The organism is Microbacterium sp. Yaish 1, from assembly GCF_002245215.1.
GTDB lineage: Bacteria > Actinomycetota > Actinomycetes > Actinomycetales > Microbacteriaceae > Microbacterium.
Genome location: NZ_NPMR01000002.1, coordinates 86,203 through 101,382 on the forward strand (window position 1 = coordinate 86,203; position 15,180 = coordinate 101,382).

At 70.1% G+C, this 15,180-nt stretch carries 15 protein-coding genes; 7 read left to right on the top strand and 8 right to left on the bottom strand.

Features of this window, described 5'->3' with window-relative positions; all coding sequences use genetic code 11:
• Positions 1 to 63: 63 nt before the first annotated feature.
• From CI089_RS09455 to CI089_RS09465, 4 genes are all read right to left on the bottom strand, one after another.
• Positions 64 to 714, bottom strand: a complete 651-nt coding sequence (locus CI089_RS09455; protein ID WP_143738978.1) for an HNH endonuclease signature motif containing protein — start codon at positions 712 to 714, stop codon at positions 64 to 66.
• Positions 715 to 760: 46 nt separating this feature from the next.
• Positions 761 to 1,468 (bottom strand): hypothetical protein, encoded by a 708-nt coding sequence (locus CI089_RS16265; protein WP_143738980.1) that lies wholly within the window; start codon positions 1,466 to 1,468, stop codon positions 761 to 763.
• Positions 1,469 to 1,649: 181 nt separating this feature from the next.
• On the bottom strand, positions 1,650 to 3,335 hold the full coding sequence (locus tag CI089_RS09460; protein WP_306426967.1) for a sensor histidine kinase: 1,686 nt from the start codon (positions 3,333 to 3,335) through the stop codon (positions 1,650 to 1,652).
• Positions 3,332 to 4,063: a response regulator transcription factor gene (locus tag CI089_RS09465; protein ID WP_094261384.1), complete on the bottom strand. Its 732-nt coding sequence runs from the start codon at positions 4,061 to 4,063 to the stop codon at positions 3,332 to 3,334. The genes CI089_RS09460 and CI089_RS09465 overlap by 4 nt, the downstream gene beginning before the upstream one ends.
• Positions 4,064 to 4,151: 88 nt before the next feature.
• On the opposite strand from CI089_RS09465, the gene CI089_RS09470 reads away from it, so the two are divergent.
• A complete protein-coding gene (locus CI089_RS09470; protein WP_256977758.1) occupies positions 4,152 to 5,165 on the top strand; it encodes a magnesium and cobalt transport protein CorA in 1,014 nt (337 codons plus the stop codon).
• A gap of 80 nt (positions 5,166 to 5,245) precedes the next feature.
• Here CI089_RS09470 and gndA read toward each other — a convergent pair whose 3' ends face one another.
• Positions 5,246 to 6,838 (bottom strand): NADP-dependent phosphogluconate dehydrogenase, encoded by a 1,593-nt coding sequence (gndA, locus tag CI089_RS09475; RefSeq protein ID WP_094261385.1) that lies wholly within the window; start codon positions 6,836 to 6,838, stop codon positions 5,246 to 5,248.
• 68 nt (positions 6,839 to 6,906) lie between these two features.
• On the bottom strand, positions 6,907 to 7,569 hold the full coding sequence (gene eda / locus CI089_RS09480; RefSeq protein ID WP_094261386.1) for a bifunctional 4-hydroxy-2-oxoglutarate aldolase/2-dehydro-3-deoxy-phosphogluconate aldolase: 663 nt from the start codon (positions 7,567 to 7,569) through the stop codon (positions 6,907 to 6,909).
• A gap of 97 nt (positions 7,570 to 7,666) precedes the next feature.
• On the opposite strand from eda, the gene CI089_RS09485 reads away from it, so the two are divergent.
• Both CI089_RS09485 and CI089_RS09490 read left to right on the top strand, forming a co-directional pair.
• Positions 7,667 to 9,109 carry a gluconokinase gene (locus CI089_RS09485; protein ID WP_179223303.1) on the top strand — a complete coding sequence of 481 codons (1,443 nt, stop codon included), beginning with the start codon at positions 7,667 to 7,669 and terminating at the stop codon, positions 9,107 to 9,109.
• Between the two features lie 8 nt (positions 9,110 to 9,117).
• On the top strand, positions 9,118 to 10,074 hold the full coding sequence (locus tag CI089_RS09490; protein WP_179223304.1) for a phosphoglycerate dehydrogenase: 957 nt from the start codon (positions 9,118 to 9,120) through the stop codon (positions 10,072 to 10,074).
• Here the strand turns inward: CI089_RS09490 and CI089_RS09495 are convergent.
• Positions 10,049 to 10,744, bottom strand: coding sequence for a FadR/GntR family transcriptional regulator (locus CI089_RS09495; RefSeq protein WP_094261389.1), 696 nt, complete (start codon positions 10,742 to 10,744; stop codon positions 10,049 to 10,051). The genes CI089_RS09490 and CI089_RS09495 overlap by 26 nt on opposite strands.
• 164 nt (positions 10,745 to 10,908) lie before the next feature.
• Here CI089_RS09495 and CI089_RS09500 point away from each other — a divergent pair, with 164 nt between their 5' ends.
• Genes CI089_RS09500 through CI089_RS09510 form a run of 3 tightly spaced genes read left to right on the top strand, consistent with a single transcriptional unit; the run spans position 10,909 to position 14,122 of the window.
• Positions 10,909 to 12,297, top strand: a complete 1,389-nt coding sequence (locus CI089_RS09500) for a GntP family permease (RefSeq protein ID WP_094261390.1) — start codon at positions 10,909 to 10,911, stop codon at positions 12,295 to 12,297.
• 28 nt (positions 12,298 to 12,325) lie between these two features.
• Entirely contained in the window at positions 12,326 to 13,093 is a 768-nt protein-coding gene (locus CI089_RS09505; RefSeq protein WP_094261391.1) for a glucose 1-dehydrogenase, read from the top strand.
• A gap of 15 nt (positions 13,094 to 13,108) precedes the next feature.
• Positions 13,109 to 14,122, top strand: coding sequence for a zinc-binding dehydrogenase (locus CI089_RS09510; protein WP_094261392.1), 1,014 nt, complete (start codon positions 13,109 to 13,111; stop codon positions 14,120 to 14,122).
• A gap of 50 nt (positions 14,123 to 14,172) precedes the next feature.
• Here CI089_RS09510 and CI089_RS16615 read toward each other — a convergent pair whose 3' ends face one another.
• Positions 14,173 to 14,295: a hypothetical protein gene (locus tag CI089_RS16615; RefSeq protein ID WP_023950368.1), complete on the bottom strand. Its 123-nt coding sequence runs from the start codon at positions 14,293 to 14,295 to the stop codon at positions 14,173 to 14,175.
• A 212-nt stretch (positions 14,296 to 14,507) separates the two neighbouring features.
• On the opposite strand from CI089_RS16615, the gene CI089_RS09515 reads away from it, so the two are divergent.
• The gene (locus CI089_RS09515; protein WP_094261393.1) at positions 14,508 to 15,146 is read left to right on the top strand and encodes a 50S ribosomal protein L25/general stress protein Ctc; all 639 of its coding nucleotides are present in this window, start codon (positions 14,508 to 14,510) and stop codon (positions 15,144 to 15,146) included.
• Positions 15,147 to 15,180: the final 34 nt, after the last annotated feature.

The window sequence follows — 15,180 nt, forward strand, 5'->3', positions numbered from 1 at the left end:
AGTCCGTCAGGTGAGTTCGGCGCCCGTCGCTCTTCGCGGCCCGTCCCGAGATCGCTCGATTCCTCAGAAGGGTGGCGGTTGTCCCGGCGGTGGTCCGCCGGTTCCGGCATCCGGTGGCGGATCGGCGGTGTCGACGGTGAAGCACACCGCCGGTATGGGGACGTCTTCGCGGTAGACCCGGCCGAGGGGTGAGGTCCATTCGAGGACCCCGCCGCCGACCTGTCGGACTTCCCACTTGGTGAATTGCTTCATCGAGTGGTGCCTTTGGCAGAGGTGGGCGAGGTTGAAGATGTGGGTGTGCCCGCCGAGGGCGTGGTCGATGGTGTGGTCGAGTTCGCATCGGATGGCGGCTCGTCGGCATCCGGGGAACCGGCAGTGCTGATCCCGGGCGGTGAGGAGTTTCTTCATCGATGCGGTGGGCCGGTAGGTGTCGATCTCGACCGGGGTTCTGGTGACGGGGTCGATGAAGAGCCGGTCCCATTCGCTGACCTGCCCGGCGAGCTGTCGCGCCGTGTCGGCGTCGATCAGCGCGCCCCCGACTGCTTCGGCGGGGTGCTCGTCGCGCCCCATCAGGGTTTCCGCGGTGACGGCGACTTGCACGCGTGCTCGGATCGCGCCGAGCCCACCGGCCCGGTCGGTGCCGTAGGTGGGGTCGACGACGGGTGCTCCGCCGAGGACGAGGTCTCCGAGGATGTCGGCGCGCAGCTGATCCATCGTCCGCGTGTCGGCGGGCTCGTCTGCGCCCGCGGTATCCGGTCCACTAGCCGCCCCGGCACCGCCAGCATCCGCCCCCGGCACCACCAGCGCCCGCCGCCCGGGCGTCCTTGACGGACTGTCCCATCTGCGTGAGCCGGTCGAGCATCCCCACCGCGATCACGGTCGGGACGGTCGCGATGACATCCGACATCCCGTCCGCGCCGTGCGAGACCCGCACGCACCGTCCGGCGGCGGCTTCGCGGTGCCGGTCGGTGAACGTGCGCTCGTGCAGCCTCTCAGCCAGGGACCGCAGGGCCGGTCTCACCCGGGTGGCGATGTCGCGCTCGCACACCGCGATCGCCGCGACCTCGAACTCGCCCCGCACCTCATCGGGCAGCCCGGTTCCCGCTGTGACGACCGCGTCGACGTGGTCGCGGGTGATCCGCCGCTCCTCCCATGCCGCGAACACGGTGGGGTAGTCGTCGACGACCGTCAGCGCATGGTCGATGTCGGCCTGCAGGCGCCTGTCGGTCCGCCGGGCAAGCCCCGCGGCTTCGGCTGCGACCGACCGCAACTCCATGTCCGACGCCATCCCACGCACTCCTTCACGGCGCGCCTCACGCAACGCGGACCGGCCCAGCTCGGCCAGAGCCCGCACCGACGCGACCTCCGCGTCATGCACCAGCGCGAGCGCCTCGCCGTAAGCCGCGATCGCGGGACCGTGCGGCGAGACCTCGATCTCGTCCGAGCCGCCACCCCTGTTCGCTGACATGTTCCCATTGTGGCAGCGGCGTCAGACATTCAGATCGAAGAAAGATGCGATGTGCAAACCCCGTCGCGCCCCGACCCTGGGGAGGACCGAACGTTGCTGTGCTGGACCGTGGACCGTGGACCGTGGACCGTGGACCGTGGACCGTGGACCGCGCGAGCGCTCGATCAGCGTTCCGCCGTCGTTACGGTCGATCCGTACCGGAGCCCGCATCGCCGGCCGCACCCGACGCCGACCCGGCAGCCGCCCCTGATCCGGCATCCGACCCTGATCCGGTACCCGACCCCGGCCCGACATCCGACCCCGCCCCGATATCCGATTCCGACCCCGCGTCGGCTCCCGCGGCCGAACTCGACCCCGACCCGGGATCGGCCGGTCGCGCGGTCAGGCGCAGCTCGAACGTGGTCGATCCGGGTTCGCTCTGCACCGTGAGCGAGCCTCCGTGCGCCGCGACGATGGCGCGGGCGATCGAGAGGCCGAGGCCCGTGCCGCCCGTCTGCCGTGCGCGCGAGCTGTCGCCTCGCGAGAAGCGCTCGAAGATCTCATCGACGACGGCAGGGTCGATGCCTGGGCCGTCATCGTGCACCGACAGGATCGCCGTCCCGTCGGCGACGCGCACCGCGGTGGTGACGGTCGTTCCGGCGGGAGTATGGACGCGGGCGTTGGCCAAGAGGTTCGCGACGACCTGCGTGATGCGGGTGGCGTCCGCCGCGACGACGACCGGTTGGTCACCGACATCCAGCCGCCACTCGTGGTCCTGTCCCGCTGCGCGCGCGTCGGCCACGGCGTCGATCGCGAGCGCGGTGAGGTCGACGGTTCCGTAGACCAGCTCCTGCCCTTCGTCGAGACGCGCGAGGAGCAGCAGGTCTTCGACGAGGCTGGTCATGCGCAACGACTGCGCCTGAATGCGCTCGAGCGCGGCGGTCGTGGTCTCTTCGACCCCGGGCACGCCCTGCCGCATCGCGCGAAGCGAGAGCTCGGAGTATCCGCGGATCGAGGCGAGCGGTGTGCGAAGCTCGTGACTGGCGTCCGCGACGAACGACCGCATGCGCTCCTCGTTGCGCTGTCGTGCGACGAGGGATTCGTCGACGTGGTCGAGCAACGTGTTGAGGGCGGCTCCCACGCGGCCGATCTCGTCGTGGTCGTCCGTCTCCTCCGCGGGAACCCGCTCGGTGATCGAGACAGCGCCCTGTGAGAGGGGGAGCGATGCCACCCGCGTCGCGGTGTCGGCGACGACGCGCAGCGGCCGCAGCGAACGCTGGATGACGACCGCGATCGCTGCGCTCAGCAGCAGCAGGCCGCCGATCGTGACGATCGCGATCGTCGTGACGACGGTCGCGACGGTCGTGTCTACCTGGGCGAGCGGCAGCGCCCCCAGTCCCGTGATGTCGCCGGCTTTGAACGACACGACGCGGAACGCGCCGAGATCACCGATCTCGATCGTCGCCGGGAGGGCGCTCAGGTCTGTCGAAGCCAGACCGTTCAGCTCGGCGGCCGTGAGGCTGCGCACTCCCTCCTCGCCGTCGAAGGTCGCGCCGGTGACCGGACCGCGTGGGTCCTGCACGAGCAGCGTGTAACCGTAGGGGAGTCCCGGTGTGCCCGCGATCGTCTCTTCCGCCGACCGTGCTCGCACGACGTAGCCGCTGCTGTCGAACAGCTTGAGGCTCCGGGTGAGCGACTCGGTGTTCGTGTCGACGGTGGAGACCAGAACGGTCCCGATGGTGGTGGCGAGTCCGACCGCACTCGCGATCAGCGTCAACGCGACGACGCTGACCACCGTGAGCATGAGCCGCGTCTGCAGCGTCCAGCGCTTGCGGGGCTGCCGATCCGCGCGTCCGCGCGCAGCGGAGCCATCCGGGGAGGGCGTCACTGCGGAGCTTTGATCATGTAGCCCACACCCCGGACGGTGTGGATGAGCGGCTCGCGACCGGCATCGATCTTCTTGCGCAGGTACGAGATGTACAGCTCGACGACCGAGGAGCGCCCGCCGAAGTCGTAGTTCCAGACGCGGTCGAGGATCTGCGCCTTCGACACGACGCGCCGCTGGTTGCGCATGAGGTAGCGCAGGAGCTCGAACTCGGTGGCGGTGAGTTCGATGCTCGTGCCGGCGCGCTCGATCTCGTGCGAGTCCTCGTTGAGCGTGAGGTCCCCGACACGGAGCACGGGGTCGGCGCCGCCGGCGGTCGCGGTTCCGGCGCGTCGCATGAGGCCCCGCAGCCGCGCGACGACCTCCTCGAGGCTGAAGGGCTTCGTGACGTAGTCGTCGCCGCCCGCCGTGAGCCCCGCGACGCGGTCGCCCACGGAATCCTTCGCGGTGAGGAACAGCACGGGAACATCGTCACCCGACTGGCGCAGCCGCTGCAGCACCGACATCCCGTCGAGGTCGGGCATCATGATGTCGAGCACCATCGCGTCGGGTTCGAACTCCCGCGCCATCGAGAGGGCCTCGAAACCGGATGCCGCCGAGCGGACCTCCCACCCTTCCATCTTGAGCGCCATCGAGAGCAGATCGGTGAGCATCTGCTCGTCGTCGACGACGAGGACGCGCAGCGGAGAGCCGTCGGGACGCTGCAGGGTGGCGGGTGCTGGGGTGGTCATGATGCCATTGTGAGGCGTTTTCTATGGAGAAGCTATGGGCGACGCTATGTCTGAGCTGTGAGCATGCGCGGTGGCATACGGTGACCTCATGACGAACGTTGAGACGGCGGTCTACGTCGACGGCGCGATGGCGGGCGACGGTCTCCCGCCGGCAGAGGCGGCCGCGCTCGCACGAGAGCGGGACGGGTTCGCGTGGATCGCGCTGGTCGATGTCGACGACGCCGCGCTCGAGTCCCGCGCGATCGAGCTGGGCGTGCCTCCCATCGCGGTGAAGGAGGCGCTCCGGCCCCACCAGCGGTCGATCTTCGAGCGCTACGGGGATCACGCGTTCGTGGTGCTGCAGCCCGCGCACTACGACGACGCCTCCGAGACGGTGCGCTGCGATGAGATCGACGTCTTCCTCGCACCTCACCTCATCGTGACCGTCACGCGGTCGGATCGCATCGACCTCGCCCAGCTCCGCGAGCGGCTCCAGACGCATCCGCAGCTTCTTCGTCGGGGACCGGCATCCGTCATGTGGGTGCTCGCCGAACTCGTCACGACCGGTTACCGTGCCGTGCTCGACGGTGTGGAGAACGACATCGATGAGATCGAGGACCAGCTGTTCGGCGACGACCCCGGAGTGTCGAGGCGCATCTTCGACCTGCAGCGGGAGGTGATCGACCTCGCTCACGCCACGACGCCCCTGCCGGACGTCCTGACGCGGCTCGGTTCGACCCTCACGGATGCCGCGGCGGGCGCGGAGCCGGCCGGATGGGACGACGTCCGAGGCCGCGCGCAGTACGTGGCGGAGCGCGTGCAGTCGATGCGCCACACGCTCGACGACGCACTGACGATTCACGCGACTCTCGTCAACCAGCGGCTGGACGAGAAGATGGCCGACCTCACCGTCGTGCAGGTGCGCCAGAACGAACAGGTCAAGAAGATCTCGTCCTGGGCGGCGATCGGATTCGCCCCGACGTTCGTCGCGAGCGTCTACGGCATGAACTTCAGGTTCATGCCCGAGCTCGCACAGCCGTGGGGATACCCGATGGCACTCGGGCTGATGGTGCTCCTGAGCGCCGGTCTCTACGGCATCTTCAAGCGCAACGACTGGCTCTGACACCGTCGGCGCCCGCCCGGTACGGCGAAGGCCCCGCCGAGCGGAGATGCTCGACGGGGCCTTCGTGAACCCGGAACGGGTCAGTGCGTGTCTTCGGCCTCGACCTCGGAGCGGTCGCCCGACCACAGGGTGTGGAAAGTGCCGTCCTTGTCGATGCGCTTGTAGGTGTGCGCGCCGAAGAAGTCGCGCTGGCCCTGGATGAGGGCGGCGGGCAGGCGCTCCGCCCGCAGGCCGTCGTAGTACGACAGCGACGAGCTGAAGGCCGGAGCCGGGATGCCGGCACCGGCAGCGGCCTGCACCACGTGACGCCAGGCGTCCTGAGCGCGGCCGAGCGCCTCGACGAAGTACGGCGCGGTCAGGAGGACGGGGAGCTCGTCACCGGTCGCGTAGGCGTCGGCGATGCGGTTGAGGAACTGTGCACGGATGATGCAGCCGCCGCGCCAGATCTTCGACACCGCACCGAGGTCGATGTTCCAGCCGTACTGCGCGGCGCCGGCACGGATCTCGTCGAAGCCCTGCGAGTACGCGACGATCTTCGAGGCGTAGAGCGCGAGGCGCACCTGCTCGATGAAGGCATCGGCGTCCTCGACGGTGAACGACGCGTCGTCGGGCCCGGGCAGCGAGCCCGAGACGTCGCGCTGCTCGCGGTGGCTCGAGAGCGAACGCGCGAAGACGGCCTCCGCGATGCCCGAGACGGGCACGCCGAGGTCGAGCGCCGTCTGCACGGTCCACGCGCCGGTGCCCTTGGCGCCGGCCTGGTCGACGATCACGTCGACGAGGGGCTTGCCGGTGGCGACATCCGTCTGGCGCAGCACCTCGGCGGTGATCTCGATGAGGTACGACTCGAGCTCGCCGCGGTTCCACTCGGCGAAGATGTCGGCGATCTCGGCGGGCGACTTGCCCGTGCCGCGGCGGATGAGGTCGTAGGCCTCGGCGATGAGCTGCATGTCGGCGTACTCGATGCCGTTGTGCACCATCTTCACGAAGTGGCCGGCGCCGTCGTGGCCGACGTGCGTCACGCACGGCTCGCCCTCGGCGACCGCGGCGATCGACTTCAGGATCGGGCCGAGGGTCACCCACGACTCGTCGGGGCCGCCGGGCATGAGGGACGGGCCCAGCAGGGCGCCCTCCTCGCCGCCGGAGACGCCCATGCCGACGAAGTTGAAGCCGGCCTCGCGGACCGCCTTCTCTCGGCGGATGGTGTCGGTGAACAGCGAGTTGCCGCCGTCGACGATGATGTCGCCCGGCTCGAACACGCGCATCAGTTCATCGATGACGGCGTCGGTGGGGCGACCGGCCTTGACCATGATGATCGCGGTGCGCGGCTTCTGCAGGCTGGCCGCGAACTCCTCGTACGAGAAGGCGGGGATGAAGCCCGCCTCGGGGTGGGCTTCGATGAGCTCGTCGGTCTTCGACGGCGACCGGTTGAACACGGCGACGGTGTTGCCCTCGCGGCTGGCGAGGTTGCGGGCGAGGTTCGAGCCCATGACGGCGAGTCCGACCACGCCGATGTTGGCGGCGCCCGAACCGGCGTCCGCGGGAGCAGCGCTCTCGTCGGGGGTCGGGCGGTCGACCTCCTCGGGACGCGGCGCGCCCTCGTGAGCAGTGGCCGCTTCGTGCGGCGCCTGATCCTGATCGGTCGAGGGTCCTGTCGGTGAGGGGGTCGACGCCATGCGTAGCTCCAGGTTCGCGTGCGGGTGGAATGGCAGGGACTGCGAGAGAGCCCGGCTCTCTCGCCACTTTATCCGTTCGGCAGGCCGGCCGGAGCGGCTTGCGACGAGGCCGAGACACGTGCGACGGCGTCGGATGTCGCCCGCGCGATGCGCGCCGCGTCACGTGCCTCGACGGCGTCGCGCGGCAGCATCCAGGAACCGCCGACGGCCGTCACCCGGGGATGGGCGAGGTAGGCGTCGAGGTTCGCGGCGTCGATGCCTCCGGTGGGCACGAAGCGGACGTCTCCGAACGGGGCTGCCAGCGCGCGGAGCGCGGGCAGGCCGCCCGAGGTCTCGGCAGGAAACAACTTCACCGTCGTGATGCCGGCGGCCAGCGCCGCCATGATCTCGGAGGCGCTGATGGCTCCGGGGACGAGGGGAACCCCGCGCTCCGCGGCGCGATCGGCGACCGCCGGGTGGAAGCCGGGGGAGACGAGGAAGCGCGCTCCCGCGTCGACGGCGGTGTCGACCTGCGCCGGCGACACGATCGTGCCGGCACCGACGAGGATGTCGCCGCGTGACGCGATCGCCGCGATGGCGTCGGGTGCTGCGGCGGTGCGGAAGGTGATCTCGGCTACCGGGAGCCCGCCTTCGGCGAGGGCATCGACGATGAAGGAACCCTCGGCGACGGAATCGGCCACGACGACCGGAACGAGCCGGTGACGGGCGATCTCTTCGAGAACAGCGACCATGGTGTTTCTCCTCCGGGGTGTTCATCTTCGACCGAATGATCATATCATTGGAGCTCGGCGACGCTGCTGCCCGCCGGACACCCGACGATGGGCCCTCATGAAGATCCTCGCTCTCGAAGCCAGCACCACCTCGGCGAAGACCATGCTCTTCGACACGGACACCGGCGCGGTCGCCGTGCGCAGCCGGAGGTTCGAAGTCGACGGACCCGATTCCGCGGTCCGGGACGCCGATGCGATCTACATCCAGCTCATGGCCCTCGGTCGCGAGGCCGCGGCCGGCCAGCGGATCGACCTCATCGTGCTGAGCGGCACGTGGCACGGCCTGACCCTTCGCTCCGACGACCTCTCGGCGGTCACCCCGGTGATGGAGTGGCCCTACACCGGCGCGCAGGACCTCAGCGCGGCCCTCCGCGCGGACGACGACTTCACGTGGTGGTTCTACGAACGCACCGGTTGCATGGTCAACGCGATCTATCCCGTTTTCAAGCTCCAGCATCTGCGCTCGCAGGGCCTCGACATCGACGGGCTGCTGGCCCTCGACCAGGCCAGCCTCATCTTCGCCCGGATGACGGGTGAGATCTGGACGAACGACTCCCTGGCCTCCGGCAGCGGGCTGCTCTCCGCCACCGATGCGACGTGGGACCGCGAGGTCATCGACCGGTTCGATCTCGGCCGGGTGCGGCTGCCCGAGCTGCACGGGACGACGGCGACGGCGCCGCTGTCGGACGAGGCGGCGGTGCTCCTGGGTCTCGCCGCGGGCACCCCGGTGCTGACCCCCGGCCCGGACGGCGGCCTGAACCAGGTCGGCGACCTCGCGACCGAGCCCGGGGAGATGACCTTCTCGATGGGGACGAGCGGCGCCCTCCGGGTCGCCTCGCGTCATCCGGCGTTCTCGCCCACCCTCAGCACCTGGTCGTACCGCTCGCCGCTCGGGGCTCTCAGCGGCGCAGCGACCTCGGGATGCGGCAACTGCGTCGACTGGGCGCGCGACCGCCTGTTCGGAGCCTCGACCGACTACCTCGACATCGAGCCGTCGCTGTCGACCGACCGCGTCGACCTCCCGGTCTTCCTGCCCTTCCTCTTCGGCGAGCGGAGCCCGGGCTGGCAGGACCAGCGCCGCGGCGGCTTCGTCGATCTCGCACCGGCGCACTCGCGTGTGGACATGTACCAGTCGGTGCTCGAGGGCATCGTCTATTCGCTCTACCACTGCTACAAGGAGCTCACCGCGCTCGGCGGCGCACCGCGTCGGATCATCCTCTCGGGCGGCGTCCTCTCGTCGCCGTTCTGGACCCAGCTGACAGCCGATGTCTTCGGGGTGGAGATGCAGGTCTCGGCGCAGCAGCACACCTCGATCGTCGGTGCAGTCCGGATGGGGATGCTCGCGAGCGGGCTCGACCTGCGGCATCCGGCGTTCGACGACGTCGAGGTCCGCACGATCGCACCCCGGACGGAGCATCGCGATCGCTACGATGAGGGCTTCGCCCGCTACCTCGACCAGTACCAGCGCACGGTGCCCGGGTCGCAGGGAGCCGCGCGATGAAGGTCCTGGTGACGCCGACCTCCCTGTGCCGTGATCCGCAGGGCGCGTCGCTCCGCAGGCTCCGTGACGAGGTCGGCGAGGTCGTCCTCAATCCCCACGGACGCCCGCTCACGGCGGCGGAGCTCGTCCCGCTCGTCGCGGACGTCGACGGCATCATCGCCGGGCTCGACGACTATGACGCCGCCGTGTTCGAGGCTGCGCCCCGTCTGCGCGTCCTCGCGCGCTACGGCGTCGGCGTGGACCGGGTCGACCTGGATGCCGCGGCGGCGCGGGGCGTCGTCGTGACGCGGACGCCCGGCGCCAACGCGATCGCCGTCGCCGAGCTCGCGATCGGCCTCGTGCTCGCCGCAGCGCGGGGCATCCCGCGGCTCGACGAGGCGGTGCGTGCGGGGGAGTGGCCGCGCCTCGAGGGCAAGGAGCTCACGGGCGGCACCGCCGGGGTCGTGGGCTTCGGGGCGATCGGCCGCCTGGTCGCCGAGCGTGCGCGGGGCCTCGGCATGACGGCGATCGCCTACGACCCGATGCTGCCCGACGAGGCGTTCGCACAGGCCGGGGTCGAGCGGGTCGACATCGACGAGCTGTGCCGCCGCAGCGACGTCGTCAGCCTCCACGTCCCGCTGCTTCCCGAGACCCGTCATCTGCTCGACGAGCGCCGGCTGGGGCTGCTGCCACCGCGAGCGATCGTCGTCAACACGGCTCGCGGCGGGCTGCTCGACGAGGCCGCGGCACGTCGGGCGCTCGACGACGGACGCCTCCACGGTGTCGCCGTCGACGTCTACGAGACCGAGCCGCCCTCGAGCTCGCCGCTCGTGGGCCACCCCGGCGTGGTGGCGACGCCTCATGCGGGCGGGCACACGAGCGGCGCGGTGCAGCGGATGACGGATCAGTCGATCGATGCGCTCGTGACGGCGCTCCGCGGCGGCCGGCCCGACGGGCTGGTCACACCAGCGCCCGCACCTCGCTGAGGACCGCGTCGACATAGCCCCGCGTGTGGCGCTCCGCGCCGTCGGCGTCGCCGCGCGCGATCGCCGCGGCGGTCTGGACGTGGTTGTCCAGGGCCTCTTCGTAGGGGATCGCGGGCGTGAGACCCACGTCGGACCGCCCGGCGATGACGGCGGCGATCGCGGCCTTGTTCGCGGCGAGCATGAGGTTGCCGCTCATGTCGAGGATGAGGTCGTGGAACTGGATGTCGACCTCGAGGTACTCCGGCGAGGCGCCGCGCCCGCTGTGGCCTAGCTCTTCGAGGCGCGCCGCGAGCCGCAGCAGCTCCGACCGCTGCACGTCGGTGCCGCGCTGTGCGGCCAAGCGCGCCGCGATCGGCTCGACCGCCGAGCGCAGCTCGTTGACCACGACGATCTGATGATCGCGCCGGGGGGAGGCGAGCTGCCAGCCGATGAGGCGGGTGTCGAGCGCGCTCCACTCGCTCGTCGGGGTGACGGTCAGACCGACCCGGCGGCGGGACGAGAGCATGCCCATGGCCTCCAAGACCCGGACGGCTTCTCGTACGACCGTCCGGGAGACGCCGAACTCGGCTTCGAGATCGGCGAGGGTGCACACCGACCCGGGTGCGAGCTCACCCGACGCGATACGCAGCCCGAGGGCGTCGAGCACGGATCCGTGGGATGCCTGCGCCATGACGCCTCCGATAAATACGATCAGTGGTTGTAAAAGATACGATCATTGTGCGAGGATCGCTCTGCTCCGCTGCCGTGGCACGGGGCAGCTCGAATACTAACGCGGGACGATCCGCGGGGCTCGGCCCCCCGGTCGTCCGCTTCCCGACATCAACGGAGATACCGATGGAAGACTGGACCCAGACCCTGGGTGCCGGACCGCTGCTGCTCATCGCAGTCGGCGCGATCGCCCTCATCCTGTTCCTGATCATCGTCTGCAAGGTCCACGCCTTCCTGACGCTGATCATCGTCTCGCTGCTCACCGCGTTCGTCGCTCAGGTGCCGGTCTCGGCGATCGCGAAGACGCTCACCGACGGATTCGGCGGGACACTCGCCGGAGTCGCCCTCCTCGTCGCCCTCGGCGCGATGCTGGGCAGGCTCATCGAGCACTCCGGCGGCGCCAAGGCGCTCGCCGACAAGTTCGTCGAGGTCTTCGGCGAGAAGCGAGCACCCTTCGCGCTCGGCATCGCCTCGCTCATCCTCGGCTTCCCGATGTTCTTCGACGCGGGCCTGGTGATGATGCTCCCGATCATCTTCGCGATCGCCCGCCGCGTCTCGAAGGCGAACGTCCTGCTCTTCGGCATCCCCGCCGCCGCGGCGTTCTCGGTCATGCACGTCTTCCTGCCGCCGCACCCCGGCCCCGTCACGGCGACCGAGGCGTACGGAGCCAACCTCGGTCTCGTCCTGCTCCTCGGTCTCATCATCGTCTTCCCCGTCTGGTACGTCTCCGGTTACCTGTGGGGCAAGTTCATCGCCGCCCGGATCCCGCTGCCCGTGCCGGCGCTGTTCGGCGAGAAGGACGACGACCAGCCGGCGAACCCGCCGCGTCCGCTGACGATCGTGCTCCTGCTGCTCCTGCCGATGATCCTCATCTTCATGAACACGGGGCTCACCACCCTCGCCTCCGCGGGCGCCGTGTCGACGGACGACCTGTGGGTGCAGGTCCTGGTGCTCCTCGGCAACTCGTTCGTGGCACTGCTCATCACCGTCATCGTCGCCACCTTCGTGCTGGGCACTCGTCGCGGCGAGAAGGGCACGGCGCTCGAGAAGGTCGTCGACTCGGCACTCGGCCCCGTCGCCTCGGTCATCCTCATCACCGGTGCCGGCGGCATGTTCGGCGGCGTCCTGCGCGCCTCGGGCATCGGCGACGCCCTCGCCGACACGCTCTCCGACCTCGGGCTCCCGATCATCGTGGCCGCCTACGTCATCGCGGTGATCATCCGCCTCGCGCAGGGCTCGGCCACCGTCGCCCTCGTGACGGCCGCCGGCCTCGCCGCCCCCGCGGTCGCCGCCGGTGATTTCAACCCGCTCCAGGTGGCCGCGATCGTCCTGGCCACCGCAGCCGGCTCGGTGTTCGCCGGACACGTCAACGATTCGGGCTTCTGGCTCGTCGGACGCCTCATGGGCATGGACGTCAAGACGACCCTGAAGACCTGGACCGTGCAGCAGGCCATCGAATCCGTGACCGCGTTCGTGCTCGTGCTCGGCGTCTTCGGCCTCGCGTCGCTGATCTGATCCGCCCTCTTCACGACAAGGAGATCCGATGTCCTCTCTGTTCGATGTGACCGGCCGCGTCGCCCTCGTGACGGGCTCGTCGCGCGGGCTCGGGCGATCCCTCGCACTCGCCCTGGCCCGGGAGGGCGCACGTGTCGTCGTCCACGGCCGTGATGCCGAGGCCGTCGAGCGCACGCGCCGCGAGGTCGCCGAGGCCGGCTCGCCCGAGCCGGTGTCCACGGTCTTCGACGTCACGGATGCCGCTGCGGTCGAGGCAGGGGTCGCGGCGATCATCGCCGAGGTCGGAGTGCCCGACATCCTCGTGAACAACGCGGGGATCCAGCGGCGCGCGCCGTTCACGGAGTTCCCCGTGGCCGACTGGGACGAGATCGTCGCGGCGAACCTCAACGGCGTCTTCTACGTCGCACGGTTCGTCGCCCCCGGCATGGTGGAACGCGGATCGGGCAAGATCGTCAACATCGCCTCGGTGCAGTCGGCGCTCGCGCGCCAGACGATCGCGCCGTACTCGGCGACCAAGGGCGCTGTCGCGCAGCTGACGAAGGGGATGGCGGCCGACCTCGCCCGGCACAACGTGCAGGTCAACGCACTGTCGCCCGGGTACTTCGCGACCGAGATGAATCGGGCGCTCGTCGACGACGCCGACTTCAGCGCGTGGCTCGCGCAACGCACGCCGGCTCAGCGATGGGGCGACTTCAGCGAACTCGACGGAGCCCTGCTCTTCCTCTGCTCGGACGCCTCGAGCTTCGTGTCGGGGCAGAACATCTTCGTCGATGGCGGCATGACCGCCGTCGTCTGACCCGGAAGGACCTCCATGCGCGCAGCACACATCCACGGCAAGCAGCACATCGAGATCTCGGACGTCGCCGAGCCGGAGCCCCGCGGGGGGGAGGTGCGGATCCGCGTCGACTACGTCGGCATCTGCGGGTCGGACCTGCACTACTACTACGAAGGCGCCAATGGAGCCTTCGTCGTGCGGGAGCCCCTCATCCCCGGGCACGAGCTCAGCGGCCGCATCGATCTCGACCCCACGGGGCAGTGGGAGCCCGGCACGCCGGTGACGCTTCACCCCGCCACCTTCGGGCGGAAGGTCGAGGCGATCGCCGACGACCCGCACCTCTGGCCAGGCGGAGCGTATCTGGGCAGCGCCTCGACGACGCCGCACACCCAGGGCGCCCTCGCCGAGCTCATCGTCGCCGATCGGTCCATGGTGCGACCCCTCCCGCCGACGCTGCCGGTCCGTCGTGCCGTGCTGGCCGAGCCGCTCGCGGTCGCCCTGCACGGGCTGAGCAAAGCAGGCGACGTCGCGGGTGCGCGGGTCCTCGTGACCGGTGCCGGGCCGATCGGGCTGCTCGCGGTGGCCGCGGCGACCGCTGCCGGGGCGGCGGAGGTGCACGCCACCGATGTGCTGGCCGGACCCCTCGACCGTGCGAGCCGACTCGGCGCGACCCGAACGTTCGACGTCACCACGGAGCAGCCCCCCGCTGACTCCTACGACATCGTGCTGGAGTGCTCGGGTGTCGCGGTCTCGGTGTCCGCGGCGCTGCGGGCGGCCCGGCCGGCAGGGCGCGTCGTGCAGGTGGGAATAGTCCCGAACGAGCCGCGACCGATCAACCTGGCGCCCTTCATCTCCAAGGAAGTCGTCTACGTCGGCACCTTCCGCTTCAAGGACGAGATCGACGAGGCGGTCCGGCTCCTCGACGAGCGCCCCGAGATCGAGCAGGTGATCACCCACGTCGTCGACGCCGGTGACATCGTCGAGGCGTTCGCGACGGCCAAGGACTCGGAGGCGTCCGGCAAGGTCGTCGTCGCGGTCTGGCCCGCTTGAGTGCCTCGCGCTTTCGTCGATCGGGGCGTCACGGCGACGCCCGGGTCGGGTCAGCCCTTGCGGTAGCCCTGTCGTCCCATCGCGAACAGCGCGAGGCTGACGGAGACGATCGAGCCGAGCGTCATCGCACCGATGACCCACAGAAGCACGTGCGAGAACCAGCCGTAATCCATTTTTCCTCCGGGCGTAGACGACGTCTCAACCACCCTACCCAGCGCTGGTAGAGTAGGGGTGTACTTCGGCGAGGGATGCCGCGTGCCCGCTGTGCGGGAACCGGGATCCGTGATCGACGAGGGTGTGTGCAGGACGTTCCTCTCCACGCGCTCGCGTTCGCGTCGAACCCGCATACCGCTGAGCAGGGCCTCGGGCCCACAAGGAGAAACGCATGTCCACCGAGACCGACACCAAGGTCGTTGCAGAGACGCGCACCAACTTCGGCAAGGGCTTCGCCCGCCGTCTGCGTGCCGCCGGTCAGATCCCCGCCGTCATCTACGGCCACGGCACCGACCCCGTCCACGTCGCCCTGCCGGGCCACCAGATGCTGCTGCTCGTCCGTCGCGCGAACGCCGTCATCGAGCTGACCATCGACGGCAAGGAGCAGCTGGTCCTCGTCAAGGACGTGCAGCGCGACCCCGTGCGTCAGATCATCGAGCACATCGACCTCCTCGTCGTGAACAAGGGCGAGAAGGTCCAGGTCGACGTTCCCGTCGTCGTGACCGGCGAGCCGTTCTCGGGCACCATCGCGACGCAGGACGCGTCGTCGATCACGCTCGAGGTCGAGGCCACCCACATCCCCACCAACGTCGAGGTCGACGTCGAGGGCCTCGAGGACGGCGCGCGCATCACGGCCGCCGACCTGACGCTGCCCCGCGGCGCCGTGCTGGTGACCGACCCCGAGACGCTCGTCGTCGCCGTGTCGGTTCCCGCAGCGACGCTCGCCGCCGTCGACGAGATCGAGGCCGCCGATGAGGCGACCGCGGCCGAGCAGTCCGACGAGGCCGAGGGCGACGAGAAGTCCGAGTAATTCTCACCCCCGCGGAGCCCGTTCTCACCTCGGT

Bases quoted from the DNA above. Each gene is read 5' to 3' on its own strand.
- CI089_RS09455 (WP_143738978.1), bottom strand. From the start codon at position 714: ATGGATCAGCTGCGCGCCGACATCCTCGGAGACCTCGTCCTCGGCGGA.
- CI089_RS16265 (WP_143738980.1), bottom strand. From the start codon at position 1,468: ATGTCAGCGAACAGGGGTGGCGGCTCGGACGAGATCGAGGTCTCGCCG.
- CI089_RS09465 (WP_094261384.1), bottom strand. From the start codon at position 4,063: ATGACCACCCCAGCACCCGCCACCCTGCAGCGTCCCGACGGCTCTCCG.
- CI089_RS09470 (WP_256977758.1), top strand. From the start codon at position 4,152: ATGACGAACGTTGAGACGGCGGTCTACGTCGACGGCGCGATGGCGGGC.
- gndA (WP_094261385.1), bottom strand. From the start codon at position 6,838: ATGGCGTCGACCCCCTCACCGACAGGACCCTCGACCGATCAGGATCAG.
- eda (WP_094261386.1), bottom strand. From the start codon at position 7,569: ATGGTCGCTGTTCTCGAAGAGATCGCCCGTCACCGGCTCGTTCCGGTC.
- CI089_RS09485 (WP_179223303.1), top strand. From the start codon at position 7,667: ATGAAGATCCTCGCTCTCGAAGCCAGCACCACCTCGGCGAAGACCATG.
- CI089_RS09495 (WP_094261389.1), bottom strand. From the start codon at position 10,744: ATGGCGCAGGCATCCCACGGATCCGTGCTCGACGCCCTCGGGCTGCGT.
- CI089_RS09500 (WP_094261390.1), top strand. From the start codon at position 10,909: ATGGAAGACTGGACCCAGACCCTGGGTGCCGGACCGCTGCTGCTCATC.
- CI089_RS09505 (WP_094261391.1), top strand. From the start codon at position 12,326: ATGTCCTCTCTGTTCGATGTGACCGGCCGCGTCGCCCTCGTGACGGGC.
- CI089_RS09510 (WP_094261392.1), top strand. From the start codon at position 13,109: ATGCGCGCAGCACACATCCACGGCAAGCAGCACATCGAGATCTCGGAC.
- CI089_RS16615 (WP_023950368.1), bottom strand. From the start codon at position 14,295: ATGGATTACGGCTGGTTCTCGCACGTGCTTCTGTGGGTCATCGGTGCG.
- CI089_RS09515 (WP_094261393.1), top strand. From the start codon at position 14,508: ATGTCCACCGAGACCGACACCAAGGTCGTTGCAGAGACGCGCACCAAC.